Annotated in this window: 14 protein-coding genes; 7 read left to right on the top strand and 7 right to left on the bottom strand. The window is 72.0% G+C overall.

Annotated features, from left to right (window positions below):
- Nucleotides 1-12 precede the first annotated feature (12 nt).
- A complete protein-coding gene (locus tag LXT23_RS12490) occupies nt 13-1,194 on the bottom strand; it encodes an SH3 domain-containing protein (RefSeq protein WP_253980348.1) in 1,182 nt (393 codons plus the stop codon).
- A gap of 70 nt (nt 1,195-1,264) precedes the next feature.
- Nucleotides 1,265-4,036, bottom strand: a complete 2,772-nt coding sequence (gene mutS, locus LXT23_RS12485) for a DNA mismatch repair protein MutS (RefSeq protein ID WP_253980347.1) — start codon at nt 4,034-4,036, stop codon at nt 1,265-1,267.
- A gap of 151 nt (nt 4,037-4,187) precedes the next feature.
- On the opposite strand from mutS, the gene nhaA reads away from it, so the two are divergent.
- Complete coding sequence (nhaA, locus tag LXT23_RS12480) at nt 4,188-5,531, top strand: Na+/H+ antiporter NhaA (RefSeq protein WP_253980346.1); 1,344 nt, start codon at nt 4,188-4,190, stop codon at nt 5,529-5,531.
- Between the two features lie 24 nt (nt 5,532-5,555).
- A complete protein-coding gene (locus LXT23_RS12475) occupies nt 5,556-7,250 on the top strand; it encodes an ABC1 kinase family protein (RefSeq protein WP_253980345.1) in 1,695 nt (564 codons plus the stop codon).
- Nucleotides 7,251-7,265: 15 nt separating this feature from the next.
- On the opposite strand, the gene LXT23_RS12470 is transcribed toward LXT23_RS12475, so the two are convergent.
- Complete coding sequence (locus LXT23_RS12470) at nt 7,266-7,730, bottom strand: DUF2267 domain-containing protein (protein ID WP_253980344.1); 465 nt, start codon at nt 7,728-7,730, stop codon at nt 7,266-7,268.
- 438 nt (nt 7,731-8,168) lie between these two features.
- A complete protein-coding gene (locus LXT23_RS12465; RefSeq protein WP_253980343.1) occupies nt 8,169-9,437 on the bottom strand; it encodes an amidohydrolase family protein in 1,269 nt (422 codons plus the stop codon).
- A 231-nt stretch (nt 9,438-9,668) separates the two neighbouring features.
- Here LXT23_RS12465 and LXT23_RS12460 point away from each other — a divergent pair, with 231 nt between their 5' ends.
- Entirely contained in the window at nt 9,669-10,760 is a 1,092-nt protein-coding gene (locus tag LXT23_RS12460; protein ID WP_253980342.1) for a right-handed parallel beta-helix repeat-containing protein, read from the top strand.
- A gap of 68 nt (nt 10,761-10,828) precedes the next feature.
- Here the strand turns inward: LXT23_RS12460 and LXT23_RS12455 are convergent, their stop codons facing one another.
- From LXT23_RS12455 to LXT23_RS12445, 3 genes are read right to left on the bottom strand one after another with little or no spacing between them, the layout of a single operon-like run.
- Nucleotides 10,829-13,951, bottom strand: a complete 3,123-nt coding sequence (locus LXT23_RS12455) for an efflux RND transporter permease subunit (protein ID WP_253980341.1) — start codon at nt 13,949-13,951, stop codon at nt 10,829-10,831.
- Nucleotides 13,948-15,162, bottom strand: coding sequence for an efflux RND transporter periplasmic adaptor subunit (locus tag LXT23_RS12450; protein ID WP_253980340.1), 1,215 nt, complete (start codon nt 15,160-15,162; stop codon nt 13,948-13,950). Before LXT23_RS12450 ends, LXT23_RS12455 begins: the two co-directional genes overlap by 4 nt.
- A gap of 5 nt (nt 15,163-15,167) precedes the next feature.
- Nucleotides 15,168-16,553 carry a TolC family protein gene (locus LXT23_RS12445; RefSeq protein ID WP_253980339.1) on the bottom strand — a complete coding sequence of 462 codons (1,386 nt, stop codon included), beginning with the start codon at nt 16,551-16,553 and terminating at the stop codon, nt 15,168-15,170.
- A 204-nt stretch (nt 16,554-16,757) separates the two neighbouring features.
- Between LXT23_RS12445 and LXT23_RS12440 the strand changes: the two genes are divergently transcribed.
- The 4 genes from LXT23_RS12440 (at nt 16,758) to LXT23_RS12425 (ending at nt 21,043) form a co-directional block, all read left to right on the top strand.
- Nucleotides 16,758-18,713 carry a MopE-related protein gene (locus LXT23_RS12440; protein ID WP_253980338.1) on the top strand — a complete coding sequence of 652 codons (1,956 nt, stop codon included), beginning with the start codon at nt 16,758-16,760 and terminating at the stop codon, nt 18,711-18,713.
- A 5-nt stretch (nt 18,714-18,718) separates the two neighbouring features.
- On the top strand, nt 18,719-19,417 hold the full coding sequence (locus tag LXT23_RS12435) for an ATP-binding cassette domain-containing protein (protein WP_253980337.1): 699 nt from the start codon (nt 18,719-18,721) through the stop codon (nt 19,415-19,417).
- A gap of 109 nt (nt 19,418-19,526) precedes the next feature.
- Nucleotides 19,527-20,300: an MlaE family ABC transporter permease gene (locus LXT23_RS12430; RefSeq protein ID WP_253980336.1), complete on the top strand. Its 774-nt coding sequence runs from the start codon at nt 19,527-19,529 to the stop codon at nt 20,298-20,300.
- Entirely contained in the window at nt 20,297-21,043 is a 747-nt protein-coding gene (locus LXT23_RS12425; RefSeq protein WP_253980335.1) for an MlaE family ABC transporter permease, read from the top strand. Before LXT23_RS12430 ends, LXT23_RS12425 begins: the two co-directional genes overlap by 4 nt.
- Nucleotides 21,044-21,051: the final 8 nt, after the last annotated feature.

The raw sequence follows: 21,051 nt of genomic DNA, 5'->3' as shown, positions 1-21,051 counted from the left end.
CCCACCGCACGCTCACTGATACCCGCTGAGGCACTTGTGGTGGCACGAGTCCGGCAGCCGGTTGTCGCAGCGGTCGAGGCACTCGTACATGTTGGTGCCCCGGTCCATGCAGCTCTTGACGCACGCGACGGCGCGGTCGCACGGCGCCTCGCACGTGCGCGCCCACTCGCGGTTCGACTCCTCCGAGCACCGGTCGTACTGCCGCTCGCAGGCGGAGTCCTCGGCGTCGACCGGCGCCTGGCACTCCGCCTCGCAGTCGCGCGTGGCCTGGATGCAGCTGGCCACGCACTCCTTCCGGTTGCCGCGCGAGCCGCACTTCATCCGGCAGTCGCCGCAGGTGCCCTTGCAGGCCAGCTTGCACTCATGACAGGCCTTCCCGGACTCGACCCTGCAGTCCTGGTACGGCTCCCAGCAGTCACTCGGCGAGCAGCTCTGGGCGTATTCGACGCCGCACGACCCGCTTCCGAAGGTGTCCACCGGCTGGCACGCGTCCTGGAAGTCCTTCGCCCCCAGCGCCTCCACCACCGCCGCGCCCGGCACCATGAGGGACTCGAGCTGCATCGTCACGGTGCGCGCTCCGGCATCCACCGCGCCGGAGCGCAGGAAGAGGAGCCCGTCCGCGAACAGCTGCACCAGCACCACGTCCGAGCCCTGCGTCCGCGCCTCCTGCCACACCGGCCCCGCGTCGGGCGCCACCATGCCCGTCACGCAGGCCACGGTGTCCGCGCACCCCTCCGGGAAGCTCCACGGCGCCGCCGTCTTCAGCGTGTCCTTCGCCGCGCGCGCCCGGCCCAGCCGCTCGAACTCGGCCTTCCAGAACAGCTCCCGGAACGCGTCCCGCGTGGGCCCGTCCGTGGGCTTCAGCGTCACCGCGCGCTGCAGCAGGTTGAGCGCGTCCGCCGTGGGCCGCCCCGCCTCCGTGCCCTGCGCCAGCAACTGCGCGTGGTCCGGCGCCGTCGGCCCCAGCAGCTCCAGCTTGGTGAAGCCCGTCGTCTGCAGGCACGTGAGCTCCGCCCACCCGTCCTTCGCCAGGGACACGACGGAGCACGCGGTGCCGATGGGCACCTGCGTGCGGATGGCGGCGGAAGCCCTGGGCTTCGAGCGGAGGTTCAGCGCGCTGGCCTGGACGAACAGCGTGTCACCGGAAGCGGCCTGGAAGACGACGGCGGCGAGGAGCGGGAGCAACTTCAGCATCGTGAGGCCGCAATGTAATGCAGCCGACACTCCGCCCGACAGGCGGGGCCAGAGCGACCCCGCCGCCGCCCTACTCCAGCTCCCGCTGCAGCCGCGCCAGGAGGTTCAGTGCGTCCAGCGGCGTCATCCTGTCGATGGTGACGGCCTTCAGCGTCTCCATCACCTTCTGCTGCGAGGGCGACAGGGCGGGCGTGGCCTGCAGCGCGGGCGCCGGCTCCGCCACGAACAGCCCCAGCTGCCCCGCGGACGCCCCGCGCTTCGACGACTGGCGCACCGCCACCCGGGGCCGTCCCGCTTCATCCAGCTCCCCGGACTCCAGGTTCTGCAGGAGTTCCCGAGCCCTCGCCACCACCTCCGGCGGAAGCCCCGCCAGCTTCGCCACTTCGATGCCGTAGGAGCGGCTGGCCCCACCGGGCACCAGCTTGCGCAGGAAGATGACCTTGCCGCCCTGCTCCTTCACGGCGACGCACAGGTTCTTCACCCGCGAGCGCTCACGGGCCAGGTCCACCAGCTCGTGGTAGTGCGTGGCGAACAGCGCCCGCGCGCCCACCGTGTCGTGCAGGTGCTCGGCCACCGCCCAGGCGATGGAGAGCCCGTCGAAGGTGGACGTGCCGCGGCCAATCTCGTCCAGGATGATGAGGCTCTTGCGCGTGGCGTGGTGGAGGATGTGGCTCGTCTCCGTCATCTCCACCATGAAGGTGGACTGCCCGCGCGCCAGGTTGTCCGCCGCGCCCACGCGCGTGAAGATGCGGTCACACAGGCCGATGCGCGCCGCCTTCGCCGGGACGAACGAGCCGGCCTGCGCCATCAGCGCCGTCAGCGCCACCTGCCGCATCACCGTGCTCTTGCCCGCCATGTTGGGGCCGGTGATGACCAGCAGCTGCGCCTCCTCCGGGTCCATCCGCACGTCGTTGGGGACGAAGGACTCGCCCGGCCCCAGCATGCGCTCCACCACCGGGTGGCGGCCCCCGGTGATGCTCAGCACCTCCGAGGCATCCACCTCCGGCCGCGTGTAGCCGAACTCCGCCGCGCAGCGCGCGAAGGACAGGAGCGCGTCACTGGCCGCCACCGCCTCCGCCGCCGAGCGGATGCGCGGCGCCGCCTCCACCACCTTCGCCCGCAGCTCCTCGAAGAGCTGCACCTCCAGCACGCACCGCCGCTCCTCCGCGGTGAGCACCTGCTCCTCGTACTCCTTCAGCTCCGGCGTGACGAAGCGCTCCGCCCCCACCGTGGTCTGCTTGCGGATGTAGTCCGCCGGCACCAGGTGCAGGTTCGACTTCGTCACCTCCAGGTAGTACCCGAAGACCTTGTTGTAGCGGACCTTCAGCGAGCCGATGCCCGTGCGCTCCTTCTCCCGGGCTTCAATCTGCAGGAGCACGTCCTTGCCGGACGTGGACAGCGCCACCAGCCGGTCGAGCTCCGGGTGGTAGCCGGGGCGGATCATCCCGCCCTCCTTCAGCGTCACCGGGGGCTCGTCCGCCACCGCCCGCCCCAGCAGCTCGGCCAGGTCCGGCAGCGCGGCCAGCGGCCCCGCCAGCGACTGGAGCAGCGCGGCCTGGCACCGCGCCAGCATCATCCCCAGCCGGGGCAGCTGCGTCAGCGACAGCCCCAGCGCGCGCAAGTCCCTGGCATTGCCCGCACCCAGCGACAGCCGGCCGCACAGCCGCTCCAGGTCCCCCACTTCCTTGAGGGTGGCGGCCAGCTCCTCGCGCCACACGCTGCGCGCGGACAGCTCCTCCACCGCGTCCAGCCGCGCATGGATTTCCGGCAGCGCGCCCAGCGGAGACGCCAGCCAGCGCGCCAGCTTGCGCGCGCCCAGGCTCGTCACCGTCCGGTCCAGCACGCCCAGCAGCGAGCCCTTGCGCCCGCCGTCCCGCTGCGAGCGCAGCACCTCCAGGTTGGCCCGGGAGGACTCGTCCATCAGGAGGTTGCCGGCGCGCTCCTGGCGGCTCAGCCGGTCCACGTGCGCCGCGGCTGTCTTCTGCGTGTCCTTGAGGTAGCGCAGCGCCGCGCCCGCCGCCCCGGTGGCCAGGGGCGCGTCCTCCAGCCCGAAGGCGGACAGCGACTGCACGGAGAAGTGGCTGCGCAGGTAGCCCGCCGCCCGCGTGGGCTCGAAGGCCGCCGCCTCCCCTTCCGCCACCGCCGGCGTGCGCGACAGCCGGCCGCACAGCTGTGAGACTTCCGCGGAGGCCCGCTGCCCCTCTGGCACCAGCAGCTCCCGGGGCTCCACGCGCGACAGGGCCTCGGCCAGCTCGGCGGCCGTCGTCGCCTCCAGCGCGAGGAACTCGCCGGTGGACGCCTCCAGCAGCGCCGCGCCCCAGCCCTTCTCGCTCCAGCACACGGAGGCCAGGAAGTTGCTGGCCTGCGGCTCCAGCACCTCGTCGTCCAGCACCATGCCCGGCGTAATCACCCGCGTGACTTCGCGGCGGACGATGCCCGGCCCGCTGCCCGGCTCCTCCACCTGCTCGCAGATGGCGACCTTCAGGCCCTCTGAAATCAGGCGGGCGATGTAGCGGCGCGCGGAGTGGTACGGCACCCCGCACATGGGCACCTTGTCCGCGCCCTTGGCCCTGGCGGTGAGCGTTATCTGGAGGAGCTCCGAGGCCTTCACCGCGTCCTCGAAGAACATCTCGTAGAAGTCCCCCAGCCGGAAGAAGAGCACCGCGTCCGGGTGGGAGGCCTTCAGCTCCAGGTACTGCCGCATCATGGGGGTCAGGGAGGCAATCTCCCGCGCGCCCGCTCCCTCGGCTGCCCGCTCGCTGCCAGAGCCGACGTCCGGAGTCACGTCGCCGGAGAGGTCCACCGCTGCCTTCGCTGCCTTCATCTGCTGCGTCACGGCCATCCCTGCCCTTCTCTCATGACCCGACCTGCGGATCAACGAACCCGCCACCCTACCTGCCGCGTTTCTTTATCATCCGCCACCGACACTTCCGCCCTCCCGGCAGCCGAAAACGGGTGCGCCCGTCCGCCAGGGCGTGCATCTTGCCGGCGCCATGGAGACGCCCCCACCGCGCGCCGCACCGCCGCCTCCCGTCCCCGCGCTGTTCCGCGCCGCCCTGTTCCCCTTCAAGGCCTTCCTCCAGCTGGAGGCCAGCAGCGGCATCCTCCTGGCCCTGTCCGCGGTGGTGGCCCTGGTCTGGGCCAACTCGCCGTGGGCCGGCAGCTACAACGCCCTGTTCGACGCCCGCCTGGAGCTCGGGCTGGAGTCCTTCCGGGCGCACTTCACCTTCCGCGAGCTCGTCAACGACGGGCTGATGACGCTCTTCTTCCTCGTGGTGGGGATGGAGATCAAGCGCGAGCTGTCCGCTGGAGAGCTGCGCACGCTCTCCCGCGCGCTCCTGCCGCTCATCGCCGCGGTGGGCGGCATGGTGGTGCCCGCCCTGCTCTATGTCGCCTTCAACGCCGGCACCCCGGCCATGGCGGGCTGGGCCATCCCCATGGCCACGGACATCGCGTTCGCCATCGGCTGCCTCACCCTGGTGAAGGCCCGGGTGGGCCACGCGCTGGTGGTGTTCCTCACCGCCCTGGCCATCTTCGACGACATCGGCGGCATCCTCGTCATCGCGCTCTTCTACGGCTCGGGCATCCACACGGACTGGCTGCTGTACAGCGCCGGGGTGGTGGCCGTGCTGGGCGTGTGCAACCGCTTCTACGTGCGCAACGGCGTGGTGTACGCGCTGGCCGGCGCGGCGCTCTGGTACGCCATGCACCACGCCGGCATCCACGCCACGCTGTCGGGCGTGGTGCTGGGGCTGTGCATCCCCGCGCTGCCCACCCGCTCCGGGCGCGAGGTGCTGGAGGAGCTGGGCGCCTTCGTCAACAACCTGGTGCGCGAGACGGGCGACGAGCAGGTGCGCGGCGCGCAGCTGCTCTACATCGAGGAGCGGCTGGAGGACCTGGAGCCGCCCCTCAACCGCTTCGTGCACCTGTGGCACAAGCCGGTGGCGTACGGCATCGTCCCGCTGTTCGCCCTGGCCAACTCCGGCATCTCCCTGGAGGGCATGGGCTGGGGCGACCTGCTGCGGCCGCTGCCGCTGGGCATCATCGCCGGCCTCTTCGTGGGCAAGCAGGTGGGCATCTTCCTCTTCACCTGGGTGGCGGTGAAGGCGCGGGTGTCCGGCATGCCCGGCGGCGCGGGGCCGGGGCAGCTGCACGGCGTGGCGGTGGTGGCGGGCATCGGCTTCACGGTGGCCCTCTTCGTGGCGGGGCTCGCCTTCGTGCAGCAGCCGGAGCTGCTGCGGGACGCGAAGCTGGGCATCCTGGTGGGCTCGCTCTTGTCGGGCGTGGTGGGCTACGTCCTCCTGCGCTTCGTGGCGAAGCCCGTGGCACCGGCGTAACGTAGGAATCCGAGGGCAGCCCACGTGATCCTCCAGGACCTCAACCGCGTTCGGCAGATCTCCGTCATCGCGGCGCGCCACGGCTTTGGCGAGCTGGCCGAGCGGGCGGGCCTGTGGCGCATGCTCGGCCGCCGGGAGAAGGTGGAGGTCTCCCCGGAGGTGCAGCGCGCGTCCACCGCCCGGCGCTTCCGCATGCTGCTGAGCGACCTGGGCCCCACCTTCATCAAGCTGGGCCAGGTGCTCTCCACCCGCGCGGACCTGCTGCCCGCCGAGTTCATCGACGAGCTGTCGCTGCTGCAGGACCACGTGGTGCCCATCCCCCTGGAGCAGGTACACGCGCAGATTCGCGACTCGCTGGGACGCGACGTGCAGGACCTCTTCGCGCGAATCGACCCGACGCCGCTGGCCGCCGCCTCCATCGCCCAGGTGCACCGGGCCGTCACGCTGGAGGGGGACGAAGTCGTGGTGAAGGTGCAGCGGCCGGGCATCGGCGCGAGCATCGACTCGGACCTGGGCGTGCTGCGCGGGCTCGCCCGCCTGCTGGAGGCCGTGGTGGAGGAGACGGGCGTGTACACGCCCACCGGCATCGTGGACGAGTTCGACCGGGCCATCCACGAGGAGCTCGACTTCCTCAACGAGGCCGACAACGTCCGCGCCTTCCTGGAGAACCACCGCGAGCGGCCCTTCATGAAGATTCCGCGCGTCTACGCCGGGCTGTCCAGCCGCACGGTGCTGACGCTGGAGTTCATCCAGGGGGTGAAGATCAACCAGGCGCAGCTGCCGGAGGAGGACCGGAAGGTCATCGCGCAGAACATCCTGGAGGCCTCGTTCCGCCAGCTCTTCGACGACGGGCTCTTCCACGGAGACCCGCACCCCGGGAACATCCTCCTGCTGGAGGGCAACCGGCTGGCGCTGCTGGACTTCGGCGTGGTGGGGCGGCTGTCGCGCCCCATGCAGGAGACGCTGGTCATGCTGTGCCTGGCGGTGGCGCTCAAGGACAGCGACTCGGTGGCGCGCATCCTCTACCGGGTGGGCGTGCCGGACGCGCGCGCCAACCTGGTGGGCTTCCGCAACGACATCGACGCGCTGCTGGGCCGGCACCTGGCCACCACGCTGGGGCAGGTGGACACGCGCTCGCTCCTGCGGGACCTGCTGGACCTGGCGGTGAAGTACCGCATCCGGATTCCCAAGGAGTACGCGCTGCTCAGCCGGGCGTCCGTGTCCACGGAGGGCATGCTGCGCAGCCTGTACCCGGAGATGAACATCATCGAGGTGGCGCTGCCCTACGCCAAGGAGCTGCTCGCCGGGCGGTATGACCCGTCCCAGCTCCAGGGCGGGCTGATGCGCACGCTGCTGCGGTTCCAGTCCATGGCGGCGGACCTGCCCACGCAGCTGTCGCAGATCCTCCTGGACATGGAGTCCGGCAAGTTCACCGTCACGGTGCGCGCGGACCAGTTCGAGAAGCTGAATGAGAATCTGCGCAGCGCGGCGGTGATTGCCTTCCTGGGCCTGTGCGCGTGCGGCTTCATCGTGGGGGCGTTCATCGCCTTCGCGCCGAAGCCGTGGATGTACGGGGGCGTGCCGGTGCTGGGCGTGGTGGGCATCGCCCTGGCGGCGGCGCTCTTCGGCGCCGTCTTCACCTGGTACCTCTTCGGCGGGCGGGGGCTGGGCAAGGTGCGCCTGAGCCGCTTCCTGAAGAAGCCGCAGAAGCGCAGGTAGGCCGCCCGCCTGCGGCTACACCGGCCGGCGCCAGAGGTCCGCGAGGCCGTCGGGGAGCTGCGCGGCCACGTCCGCCACCTCGTCCTCGGGGATGCGGTCGCGGATGGCGGTGAACACCGTGGTCGTCACGCGCAGGGCCTGGTCGATGGGGATGCGCAGGTGGTCCGCCACGTCGGTGAGGAACTCGTCGCGGCCCATCCGCTTCGCATGGGACGAGCCCCGGTGGATGGTGCACGCGCCGAGGATGTCGCCGATGCCGCCGCCCAGTGCGCGCATCAACTTCACGTCCTCCCCGTCGGACAGGCGCCGCGCCAGGGTGCAGAACACCGCGGAGGCCGCGTCGCCTGCATCGACTCCGTTGACGCGCAGCTCCTGGCTGTTCCGCAGCTCCTCCAGGAAGCCGTTGAGCTCCGCGGGCTCGTCCCGCTCCTTTACCGGGACCTTGTTCATGTCACCCGTGGGTTCGGTGTGCTGCGCCATGGGGTTGCCTCCTTGCTGGTGCGGGCCGCCGTGCCGCGTCCACCCGGCGACTGTCACGGTGGGCACGGCCCGCGCGCGCATCAGCGGGAGCGTGGCAGGCACCTCCTACAGCGACGCCGGAGCCGGAAGCCCGCAGGGACGCCTGCCCATGCAAGGCGGACACGACGAGCCCGGGGGAGGCTGGGTACGAGCGCACCCCGACACGAGGTGCCCGTCGCCTCAGCACAGCAGGGCTGTGTACGAGCGCCCCCCTTTGCGAAACGCCCGCCCCATCGCCACAGCCGGCCTGCGTACGAGAGAAGCCCAATGTGAAGCGCCGGCCCTCACCGCAGCAGGGCGGCCCCCTCGTCGCTCGGCAGCCTTCACCTGCCCGCCGAAGCTCCCGAGAGCGTCACGCGGTCGGAGGTCCGCCCGCATGCGTGCCCGGGACCTGGCGTCTCACTTCGCCGCCGGAGCAGTGGAGTCCTTCACGGCGGCCGGCGTCAGCTCGTCGCGGACCACCACCCCACCCTTCATGACGAACCGGACTCGCTGGAGCTCGGTGATGTCCGCCCGCGGGTCTCCCGAGACGGCGACGAGGTCGCCGTAGCGCCCGGGCTCCAGCGTGCCGACGTGCTCCTGGAGTCCCACCAGTTCCGCTGCGCGCGACGTGGCCGCGCGGATGACCTCCACCGGGGGCAGGCCCGCGCGCTGGAGCGCCACCAGCTCCATGGCGTTGCGGCCCTGCTGCCAGGCCGTGCTCGCGTCGAAGCCGGCAGCAATCTTGACGCCGAGCTGGTGGGCGAGCGCCACCATCTTCCGGGCCCCCTTCAGCCGCTCCTCCAGCCGGCGTCGCGAGGCCTCGTTGGACTCGCGCTCGATCATCGCCTCGAAGATGCCGACGGTGGGCACCAGGAAGGCCCCCTTCTTCTGGATGGCCTCCAGCGCCGCGCGGTCCGCCTCATGCCCATGCTCGATGGAGTCCGCACCCGCCGCGATGGCATTGCGGATGGCTTCGCTCGTGTTGGCGTGGACGGCGACCTTGCGGCGCGCCTTGTGCGCCTCCTCGATGATGACGCGCAGCTCGTCGGGGGTAAGCGTGGGGGTGGCCCAGTCCGCGTACACCTTGAGCAGGTCCGCCCCCTGCCCCAGCTGCTCGCGCGCGGCGCGGCGGGCCTCCTCCACGCCGCTGACGAACTGCGCGCCCGTGGGCAGGTCCTTCACCTCGGGAGCCACCCCGAACGGGTGATAGGCGCCCACCGCCGCGATGCCCCGGGTGGACACGCGCATGCGCGGCCCCTCCACCAGCCCCTGTCGGATGGCGTCGCGCAGCGCCACGTCGGCGTAGCCGCTGCCTTCGTTCTCCACGTCGCGCACGGTGGTAAAGCCGGCGCGCAGGGTGGCCCTCGCATTGGCCGCGCCCTCCAGCGCCCGGGTGGCCTGGGACTTCGTGAGCAGGCCCTGCTCGTAGCCGCCCGGCGTCTCCGCCCAGCGCGCCATCAGGTGGGTGTGGCAGTCGATGAGCCCCGGCAGCACCGTGGCCGTCCCCAGGTCCACCACCTCCGCCCCCTCCGGCACCGCCAGGCCGGAGCCCGCCTTCACGATGCGCTCTCCCTCGATGAGGATGACCGGCGAGGCCACGTACTTCCCGCTCTTCACGTCGAGCATCCGCGCCGCGCGAACGGCCAGGATGCGGGGAGGTGCGCCAGCCTCAGCGGTCTGGGCCATGGCAACGATTCCAAACACCAGGGGGAGCAGGGACACCGCACGGGCAAGCCGCTTCACGTCGCCTCCATCCAGTAGGAAACAGGACCCTGGCAGCGTAGGCGAAGGCGCCGTCCTCCCCTCGAAACTTTGAGGCGCGGCCTCAGATCTTCGAGGGGCACAGCGAAGGAGGCCTGTGCTTACACTCCGTCGCGCGACACGGGCCGGCTCGCGCACGACAGTACCGGAGGGGACATGTCCTGGAAGCAACGTGGCTCACTCGCACTTCTCACGCTGGGCCTGGCGGCCTGCGGAGGCCCGGCAGGCACCGAGGCTCCTGCTGCTGAAGCCGCCGCGCTCGAGCCCGAGGACGCGCAGCCGGCGCCCTCGGTGGAACCCGGCCCCACGACGGTGCAGGTCGGCCATGCGGAGGAGCCGCCCTCCCCCGGGCCCGCTGGCGAGCCGTGGGTGCCGCAGCCGCCCCCGCCCGAGCACCGCGAGCCCCGCACCCTCGTCGTCCCCAAGCACTACGCCACCATCCAGGCCGCCATCGACGCGGCCTCCCCCGGTGACACGGTCTACGTCGCCCCGGGCGTCTACTCCGAGCACGTCACCCTGCGCAGCGGCATCCGTCTGCTCGGCGCAGGCGCCCCCATCACCCTCTGGGACGGCCAGGGTGAGGCGCGGAACCTCATCGACTTCACCGGCGCCCGCGACGTGGAGATCTCCGGCTTCACCTTCCGGAACGTGGGCTCGAAGACCCACTGCATCATGACCTACAACCCGGGCCGCTGGTGCTCGGGGGACTGGTACGCCGCCGCCATCTACGCGGACGGGCATGACTTCAACACGTCGGCGCGAGTGTGGAACAACGTCTTCGTGCACAACGGCACGGCCGTCCTGCTCTACTTCCATGCACTCGCCGAGGTGCGCAACAACCTGTTCCTGGAGAACGAGCACGCGCTCGCCTTCAACAGCATCCAGGATGTCTCCAGCGCCGAGGGCAACATCTTCTGGAACAACACCTCGCTCGCCATCGGCGTGCTGTCGGGCTTCATCGACCTGCGCCGCAACGTCATCGCGGGCTCGTATGTCGGCCTCAGCCACGCGCACACCCAGACCGGCGACATCCGCTGCAATGTCTTCCTCCGGAACGAGCACCACCTCTGGGACCCCCGCCAGGCCCCGCCGCGCGTGGTCATGGGTGAGAACGGCAACGTGGTCCTGGACCCGTTGTTCGAGGACCCCGAGGCGGGCGACTTCCGCCTCCGGGCCGACTCCCCGCTGAAGGGCGTCGACTGCTTCGGCTCCCGCCTGGACACGGTCGGCCTCACCGCCACGCCCTGAAGAAACGAGAACGCCGCCAGCTCCCCGGAGGGCGCTGGCGGCGCGGTGGAATGGAAGCTCCGTTCCGCTCAGCCGTGCGTGGCGGGCCGGGCCTCGTCGGAGTGCGGCGCGGGCGTACCGGACTCGTCATCCGGCTTCTTGCCCATCATCGTCCCCAGCCGCGTCTTCATCCGGTCCGCCACCACGTAGAAGGCGGGCACCACGACGAGGCTGAGCACCGTGGACACGGACAGGCCGCCCAGCACGGCGATGGACATGGGCGCGCGCGTCTCCGAGCCGGCCCCCAGCGCCAGCGCCGCCGGCACCGCCGCCATCATCGTCGCGGTGGACGTCATGAGGATGGGCCGCAGCCGCACCGGACCCGCGCGCAGCATGGCCTGGAGCGCGTCCGCGCCCCGCTCCCGCTCCTGCAGCGCGTAGTCCACCAGGATGATGGAGTTCTTCTTCACGATGCCCATCAGCAGCAGCAGGCCAATCATGCTGAAGATGTTCAGCGTGCTGCCCGTGGCCAGCAGCGCGAAGGCCGCGCCCGCCACCGACAGGGGAAGAATCGTGAGCACCGTGACGGGGTGCAGGAACGAGTTGAACTGCGCGCCCAGCACCATGTACGCCACGCCAATCCCGAGGAAGAGCGCGAAGAACAGGCTGCTCATCGAGTCGCGGAACGCCACGCTGGCCCCGCCCGGCACCACCCGCACGCCTCCCGGCAGATCCTTGGCGAGCCGCTCCACCGTGGCCAGCGCCTCCTCCTGGTTGGAGCCGGGCGCCACGTTGGCGAAGACGCTGATGGCACGCTCACGGTCTCTGCGGGTAATCGCCTGTAGCGCCGGGCGCTCCTCCTGGGTGACGAGCGAGGACAGCGGCACCAGCGCGCCGCTGGCCGTGCGCACCTTGAGCAGCGACAAATCTTCGGGCCGCGAGCGCTGCCCGGCCAGCAGGCGCATCCGCACGTCGATGCGCCGGCCGCCCGTGCTGTACTTGCCCACGCGCAGGCCGCCCACCAGCGCGTTGATAGAGGAGGCCACCGACTCGATGGGCACGCCCAGGTCCGCCGCGCGCGCCCGGTCCGGGGTGATGCGCAGCTCCGGCATGCCGAGCTGGTAGTCGGTGTCCACGTCCACCACCTTGCCGCTGGCCTGGAGCTTCTCGCGCATCTCCTGGCTGGCGGACACCAGCGCGTCCCAGTCCGAGCCGCGCACGCTGAACTCCACGGGGAAGCCGCGCTGCGCGGTGAAGCCCGCCTGCGACATGTCCTGCACCACCGCGCGCAGGCCGGGGATGCTGTTGAGCTCCTTGCGGAAGATCTGCTGCAGCTCCGACTGCGGCATGCGCTGGTCCGGCGGCGTCAGCGTGAGCATCAGCATGCCCGCGTTGACGCTGGAGTTGCCGCCGCCTCCGCCCACCGTCGCGAAGACGCTCTGCACCTCGGGACGCGAGCTGGCGAAGGCCTCTGCCTTCTGGAAGAGGCTGTTCGTCTCCTCCAGGCTGCTGCCCACCGCCGTCTGCAGGCGCACCATCAGCCGGCTCTGGTCCTGCGAGGGGACGAACTCGCCCGGCAGCGCGCGGAAGGCGAACACGCTCAGGCCCAGGAGCACGGCCGCCGAGGCCAGCACCCACCAGGGGCGCTTCAGGCCCCAGCCCAGGGCCCGCCCGTAGACGGCCTCCAGCCGCGAGAAGCCCCGGTCCACCCACTGGCCCACCCGGCTGCGGCCCTCGCGCGACGTCTTGAGCAGCTGCGCGCAGCGCGCCGGCGCCAGGGTGATCGCCTCCACGTAGGACAGCAGCACCGCCACGCACAGCGTGACGCCGAACTGGAGGAAGAACTTGCCGATGATGCCCTTCATGAAGACGACGGGCAGGAAGATGGCCACCACCGCCAGCGTCGCCGCCAGCGCGGCGAAGGTGATCTCCGCGGTGCCCTCGCGCGCGGCGGTCACCCGGTCCTTCCCCTCCTCCGCGTGCCGGAAGATGTTCTCCAGCACCATGATGGCGTCGTCCACCACGATGCCCACCGCCAGCGCCAGCCCCAGCAACGTGAAGGTGTTGAGCGTGAAGCCCAGGAAGTAGATGACGGCCACCGTCCCCAGCAGCGACATGGGAATGGCGAGCACCACGTTCATCGTGCTGGACAGCGAGCCCAGGAACACCCAGCAGACGAAGGCCGTGAGGATGCAGGCCAAGAGCAGCTCGAACTCGATTTCGTGGACGCTCTCCTCGATGTACTTCGTCGAGTCGAAGCGGATGCCCACGTCCATGCCCTCTGGCGCGTCCTTGGCAATCTGCGCCAGCTCCGCGCGCACCGCCTGGGCCACGGCCACCGCGTTGGCGCCGCGCTGCTTGCGGATGCCCAGGCCCTGCGCCGGCTGGCCGTTGACGCGCGTGAAGCGGCGGATGTCCTCGAAGCCGTCCTCCACCAGCGCCACGTCGCGCAGGTAGACCGGCTGCCCGTTCTGCTCGCGCACCACCAGGCCGCGCAGCGTCTCCAGGTCCAGCGCCTCACCCATGACGCGCACGTTGACCTCGCGGCCCTCCGTCTCGATGCGGCCTGCGGGCAGCTCCACATGCTCGCGCTGGAGCGCGGCGATGACGTCCGCGACGGTGAGCCCCCGGGCGTCCAGCTTCTGCGCGTCCACCCAGATGCGCACGTTGCGCTCCAGCGAGCCGCCCAGCTGCACCTCGCCCACGCCGGGCACCGTCTGCAGCTTCTCCTTCACGCGGTAGCGCGCGAAGTCACTCACCACCTGCTGGGAGAAGGGCCCGGACACGCCCGCCCACATGATGGGCTGGTCCTCCGGGTTCGTCTTGGAGACGACGGGCGGGTCGATGTCGCGCGGCAGCGAGCGCTGCGCCTGGCTCACCCGCGTCTGCACGTCCTGCAGCGCCAGGTCCACGTTGCGCGACAGGTCCAGCTCCACGGTGATGCTGGCGCCGCCCTGGCGCGCGTTGGAGGTGATGCTCTTGACGCCCTCCACCTGCGTCACCGCCTCCTCGATGGGCTCGATGAGGTCGCTCTCCACGGCCTCCGGGTTGGCGCCTTCCCAGGTGACGGAGATGTTGATGGTGGGGAAGTCGACGTCCGGGAACTGGCTGATGCCGATGCGCTGGGCCGCCACCAGTCCGAAGACGATGGTGGCCGCCATGATCATCCAGGCGAAGACGGGCTTCCTGATACACGCTTCCGTCAGGCTCATCTGCGGGCACCTCCGCCGTTGGCCCCTTCGGGCTTCGCGCCCGGCTCACCGTTGAGCGCGGGCTTGGGCCCCTGCGCCACGCGCACCGTCACCCCGTCACGCAGCGCCTCGGCGCCGCGCACGACGAGCGTCTCTCCGGCCTTCACGCCGTCGAGCACCTCCACCAGGCCGTTGGCCGTGCGCATGCCCAGCTCCAGCACGCGCTCGCGGGCCTTGTCGCCCTCCACCACGAAGGCGAGGAAGCCGCGCTCGCTGGGGCGCACCGCCGTCTGCGGCACCACCGGGCTGCCGCCCCGCGTCTCCACCGGCACCGACACCGTGGCGAAAGTCCCCGGGCGCAGCGCCTTCGCGTCCTCGCCCGTCACCTCGGCCGTCACCGGCACCATGCGGCTGGCATCGTCCGCGGCCGCCGCCACGTGGGTGATGCGGGCGCCGAAAGAGCCGCCGCCGTTGCGCACGGTGAAGCGCGCGGACATGCCGGGCTTGATGCGCCCCACGTCCGCCTCCGGCACGTTGAAGCGCAGGAGCAGCGGCTCGCGGCGCACCAGCGTGGCCATGACGAGGCCCGGCTGCACGTACTGGCCCGTCTGCACCGTGCGCGTCTGCAGCACTCCGTCCATGGGGGCGCGCACGTAGGCGTCACGCTGGTTGAGCTGCGCCTGGTCCAGCATCGCCTTCGCCGAGGCCACCTCGGCCTCCGCCGTGAGCGCGCGCGTCTGGTACGTCTCCAACTGCTCGGCGGGCAGCAGGCCCGGGCTGGCCTCGTTGACGGCGGCGCGGCGCTGGGCCCCCGCCTGCGCCTCAGCGAGCGAGGCCTTTGCCTTGGCCAGCGCGGCCTCCGCGGAGCGCACGGCGATGGCGTAGCGCGCGGGCTCTATCTCCGCGAGCGGCTCTCCCTTCTTCACCTCCTGCCCTTCCGTGAAGAGCACCCGCTCCACGGCGCCGGGCACCCGCGCGGTGATCTGCACCCGCTCGAAGGCCTCCACGGAGCCCACCGCGTTCACCATGTACTCCACGTCCATGGCCTCGACGGGCGCCACCTCGACGGGGAACTGGATGGGCCCGCGGCCTCCGGGGCCGCCCTTGCCGCCGGCTGGCGCCGCCGAACCCGCCCCCGGGCCACCACCCTTGGACGCCTCTGCGTCCTTCTTGCACCCGGAGCCCAGGGCCAGCACGGCCAGGGCGAGAGTCAGCGTTCCTGCACGTCGCATTGCCTTCACGGTTCCTTCCCCAGGGGATCGAGTCCGACCGCCGCTCTCAAGCCCAGCAGCGCCACACCCAGCGAGTAGCGGCTCTGCGCCTGGGCCACCTCCGCCTCGAACAGGCGGAGCGAGGCATCCGCCACCGTCAGCGCCGTGGAGAGGCCCTGACGGTAGAGAATCCCCTGCTCCTCGGCGTTCTGCCGCGCGGCGCGCACCGCCAGGTCGCTCTGCGAGAGCGCGGCCTGTGCGTTCTCCAACCCCACCCGCGCCCGCTGGATGTCCACGTCCACGCGCCGCGTGCCCGCCTGCTCCTCCAGCGCCGCCGCCTTCGCCAGCGCCACGCGCTCGCGGCGCTCGGCATAGCGCTCGCCGCCATCGAAGAGGTTCCAGGTGAGGTCCACCGTGAAGAAGCCGTCACCCGTGCGTCCGGTGAGGCCCCCCTCGTTGGTGAGCCGGTAGGTGGCCGAAGCGCCGAGCGAGGGCAGCAGGCGGGCCAGCGGCTCCAGCGCGCTGGCCTCCAGCGCCTCCACGCGCAGCCGCGACGAGAGGATGTCCGGGCGGCGCTCCGCGGCGCCCTGGACCAGGGCCTCGTACACGGTGAGCGGCCGGGCGGCGTCCGTCAGCAGGGTGTCCGGCGGGGCCAGCGCTCCCTCCACCGGCTCCACCAGCAGGTAGCCCAGCTCCAGGCGGCTCGTCTGCGCCGTGTTGCGGGCGTTGGTGAGCTGCACCTCGGCGCTGGCGACCTCCAGCTCCGCGCGCGTCACGTCGTTGGTGCTGGCCAGGCCCGCCTGGGCGCGCGCCTTCGCGTCCTCCAGGGACTTGCGGGCGAAGTCGAGGCGCTGGCCGGCGGCCTGGAAGACCTGCTGATCCGCCAGCGAGATGAGGAAGGCGTTGGCGGCCTCGAAGGACACCTGGCGGCGGACCTCCACCGCGTCCAGCTCCGAGGCCTCACCCTCCAGCCTCGCGGCCCGGTACAGGGGGAAGCCCCGGGCGTCGAAGAGGGTGATGCGCGCGACGAAGCTGGCGCCGAAGGCGTTGTACCGCTGGAGCACCACCTGCTGGCCGCCCACATCGCGCGTGGACTGGCTGGAACGGCGCGTGTAGGTGCCCGTCGCCGTGAGGTCCGGGAAGAAGAAGGCGCGGGCCCGGGACACGCGGGCCGCCGCGGCCGTGGCGCGCTGCCGGGCCGCGAGCGCCGCCTCGTTGCGCTCCGCGGCCAGGGACACCGCGCGCTCCAGCGTCAGGGAAGGCCCGGCCGGGGCGGCCTGCTCACGCGGCGCGGCGCCCGGAGCGGGGGCCGGGGGCGGCGGCGCGGCGGCTTCCTGGGCCAGGGCAGCGGGCGCGGACAGGGCCAGCCAGGCACAGAGGGGCGCGGCGAGGGTGGAGCGGAGGGTCGACATGGGCGGGCGGAGAGGACTCGGACCAGGGAGAGCGGTGCGGCGCGCCATATAACCAGGGTGACGGAGGGGAGCTAAGGCCATTCGCGTGTCTGGACGGTGGCCAGCGCGACGGTCTATGGGTGACTTCCAGGTCTCCTGCGGTTCTGACCTCACTGCGTCATGACGGAAGGCGGGCGCCGGAACGCGCCCGGGAATGCACAGGCAATGCGTTTATTCCTGGTGGGTGCGCTGCTGCTGGTGGTTTCCAACGCCGGGTGTCGGAAGGAGGCGGCCCCACCCTCCGCGGGTGCACTGCGGGTGCTCATCGCCTATGCGACCTTCCAGCCCCGGTGCCTCACGCTGACGGTGGTGGACCAGGAGGACCCGGCCCGCACGGACTCGGTGGAGGTGCGGGTGGAGCCCGGGGTCCGCAGCGACACGCGGACGGTGGCGGTGCTGGGCCGCGAGGGGTGGAGCCGAAACCTGAAGTTGACGGCCGCCGCGTTTGAGCGCTCGTGCAGCGGGGCCCGGGTGGCCGAGCAGTCCCTGGAGGTCCAGGTGCCGACGGAGGGCGTCTCCGAGGCGCGGATGTCGCTGCGGGCCGAGGACCTGGACAACGACATGTACGTCGCCGCCACGGGGCCGCTTCCCGGCACCGACTGTGACGATGCGAACGAGGCGGTCCACCCGAATGCGGCCGAGCCGTGTGACGGCCTCGACAACAACTGCGTGGCCGGCGAGTCCGACGCGGCCGGCACCCGGGACTGGTACGAGGACCGGGACGGGGATGGCTACGGCAACGCGAGCGCGCCCCCCATCCCCTACTGCGTACCGCCCTCGAACTTCGCGGCGCGGGCCGGGGACTGCAACGACGGCGAGGCCACCATCCGCCCGGACCAGGCCGAGTCCCGCTGCGATGGCGTGGACGAGGACTGCGACGGCACGGCGGACGACGACGACTTCGCGGTGGGGGCCACCTGCGCCACGCCGCTGGGCTGCCCGGGGGTGAAGACCTGCCAGGGCGTCTCCTCCGCCGTGTGCTCCAGCCCGCAGCAGCCCGAGCCCGCCTGGTACGTGGACGAGGATGGAGACCTGCAGGCCGGCACCGATGTGGGACCGGGCTGTACCGCGCCCGTGCCGGGGGCGACGACGGTGCGCACGGACTGTGACGAGAGCTCGCGCTTCGCGGCCGGCGACGCGCCCGAAGTGTGCGACCGGCTGGACAACGACTGTGACGGGCAGACGGACGAGCTGCTCGTCACGTGCGGCCTGACGCCGTGGAGGACGGACCCGGGCGTGGGCGCCGCGGACGCGACGTGGAACGCGGTGGCGCCCTACCCTGGCAACCGGGGCTGGCTGGCTGGGACGGAGGGGCGCGTGGTCCACGTGGACGGGACGGACTTCGCCCCGGTGACGGACTGTCCCGGCACCTGGGAGGCGGCGTGGGCGACGGCCAGCGGGCGGGTGTTCCTCGGCTCGAGCGCGGGAGTGTTCGCCACGGTGGCGCCGGGAGCGCTCGCCACGTGTGAGCAGGTCAATGGCCCGGGCTCCAGCAGCCTCAACGGCCTGGTGGGCTTCGAGCGGGGCACCAGCGTGGCCCTCTTCGCGGTGGACAGCCAGGGCCGCGTCATCCGGTGGGATTATGTCGAGGGCGCTCCGACGCAGGCCGCGCCCCGGCTCGTCACCCAGGTGGCGGCCAACCTGCGCGCCATCCACGGGGTGGGCCCCGAGGTGCTGCTCGCAGTGGGCGCGGAGACTGTCGACGGCGTGGCGCGCCCTGTCGCGTGGGGCACGCCCGGGAGTGGGAGCACGTGGCTGAAGGAGGACCTGGGACTCGCGGAGGCCACCGGCTTCCTGCGAGGCGTCCAGGTGCTGACGCCCCGGCTGGCCTATGTGGCGGGAGACGACGGGCTGCTCCTGGAGCGCGCGGGAGGGAGCTGGAGCGCGAAGCCCCGGCTGACCCTCCCGGGAGGGACGCCGGATGTCCGGGCGCTGCTGGCCTTCGGTCGCACCGCGCTCTATGCGCTGTCCTCGGACGTGAGCGACATCCACTTCTTCGACGGCACGGCGTGGCGCAGCGTCACGGCGCCGCCGCGGACGCTCGAGGCCCTCGGGGGCACGGGCCCTGGCGACGTCTGGGGCGCGGGCGCCGGTGGCACACTCGTCCGCTGGCGGCACTGACTGCCATGGACCTGCGCGCTGAAGGCCTCACAGTCCGGTACGGGGCGCGCACAGTGCTCGCCGCGGTGGACTGCGCCCTGCCGCCGGGGACGCGGGCGCTGGTGCTCGGGCGATCGGGCTCGGGGAAGACGACCTTCCTGAAGGCGCTGGCGGGGCTGGTGGCGCCAGCGACGGGACGCGTGCTGTGGAATGGGCAGGAGGTGGCGCGGCAGTCCGCCACCGAGCGCCGGGCGAGCCAGGCCGCCTTCGGCATGGTGTTCCAGACGGATGCGCTCTTCGACTCGCTCAGCGTGCGCGACAACGTGCTGCTGCCGCTCACGCGCCGCCGGGTGCCGGAGGCCGAGGCACGTGCGCGGGCAGAGGAAGTCCTGCGCGCGGTGGGCCTGGCGGACGCGGCGGACACGCTGCCGGAGCGGCTGTCGGGAGGCATGAAGAAGCGCGCGGGGCTGGCCCGGGCGCTGGCGGCACGACCGTCGGTGTTGCTGGCGGATGACCCGTTCGCGGGGTTGGACCCCGGCACGGCGCGGCAGGTGGCGCGAGTGCTGCTGGAGGTGTCCGGGAACGGCACGCTGCTGGTGGCGGCTCCCGAGGCCCCGGTGGACCTTCCCCTGCCCCGCTGGCTGTACCTGCGCGGCGGCAGGCTGGTGCATGACGGGCCCCCGGCACCCGAGCTGGAGCACGCACCGGACGAGGTGCTGCCATGAGGGCCCTGACGTGGATGGAAAGCGGCGGGTCTCCAGCGCCGGCCCTGGAGCGTGCCAGGCACGACGGGCCTGCGGGGCTGGAGCCGCCGGTCCCGGATACAGTGCTGACATGAGGGCGCTCGAATGGCTCGGCCGCACGGGCCTGGATGCAGTCCGCGGCGCGGGCGCGCTGGGACTCGTCGCGGGCCGTACGGTGCTCGGACTCCCGAGACTGGAGCGGCGCGAGCTGTCCCGGGCCCTGGTGCAGTTCGGCTACGCGTCGCTGCCGCTGGCCCTGGCGACGGCGGCGCTCGCGGGCGTCATCGTGGTGCTGCAGGCGGGGCTCTACATCCAGCGCTTCGGTGCGCGGGCCTTCCTCGGGTGGGCGGCGGGGTACGGCGTCCTGTGGGAGTTCGGGCCGCTGCTGCTGGGGCTCATCATGTCGGCGCGCATCGGCGCGAGGAACGCGGCGGAGCTGGCCACCATGCAGGTGGGCGGGCAGATTGAAGGTCTGCGAGGCATCGGCCTGGACCCGTTCGCCATCCTCGTGGCGCCGAGAGTCGTGGCCATGGAGCTGAGCATGCTGGCGCTGAGCACCTTCACGTTCCTGGTGGCCATCCTCTTCGAGTCCGTGGCGGCGCTCTTCACGCTGGGCCTGCCGCTGCGCGTGTTCTACGGGACGTTCGCCACCATGCTGAGCCCGCTGGACATCCTGGGAGGCGTGGTGAAGACGGGCGCCTTCGGCCTGGCCATCTCCCTGGTGTCCACGACGGTGGGCCTGGCCGCGCGAGGCGGAGCCCGGGCGGTGGGACAGGCGGCGGCGAGCGCGGTGGTGCGGGGCTGCGCGGCCATCTTCGTCCTCGACTTCCTGCTCACCTCCCTGCTGGCGGGGTGGATGGCATGAGCGCCGTGCTCTCCTTCTTCGGTGCCCCGGCGGTGATGCTGGCGCGCACCGTGCGGGCCTCGGTGCGGGACGGCGTGCCCTGGCGCGAGTCGATGGCGCAGCTGAACGAGCTGGGTGGGCGCAGCGTGTGGCTGGTGATGTCCGGAATGGCCTTCTTCGGCGCGGTGCTCGTCACCATCGCCAACAGCCAGGCGAAGCGCTTCGTGGGCAACGTGGCCGTGCTGGGGCCCGCATACTTCGAGCTGCTCATCCGCGAGCTGGGCCCGGTGATGTCCGCGCTGCTGACCGCGTCTCGCGCGGGCGCGGGCCATGCGGCCGAGCTGTCCACCATGAGCGTCAACGAGCAGGTGGAAGCACTGGAGATGTCCGCCGGAGACCCGTACGCGGACCTGGTGGCACCCCGGGTGATTGCGGGCGTGCTGGGCGTGCCGCTGTTGAGCATCCTTGGCACGGTGGCCGCGACGCTGTCCGCGGTGGTGGTGGCGGGGACGGCGTTCGGCGTGGACGGGCGGGCCTTCATGGACCCGCGCTACGTGGACGGGTGGGACCTGCTCGCGGCGGCGCTGAAGGCGGGAGGCTGCGGCCTGTACATTCCACTGGCGGCGGCGGTAGCCGGCCTGAGGGCCCGAGGCGGCGCCGAGGCGGTGGGCGAGGCCACCACCGCCGGCGTGGTGGCCGCGAGCCTGGGGTGCCTGTTGATCGACTTCGCCGTGTCCCTCGCCTTCCAGCTGCTGCGCCTGTGAGTCCGAGC

This window comes from Pyxidicoccus xibeiensis (assembly GCF_024198175.1).
GTDB classification, from domain to species: Bacteria; Myxococcota; Myxococcia; order Myxococcales; family Myxococcaceae; genus Myxococcus; species Myxococcus xibeiensis.
The sequence above is the reverse complement of the archived record's forward strand: the minus strand, read 5'-3'. Positions and strand labels throughout refer to the sequence as shown.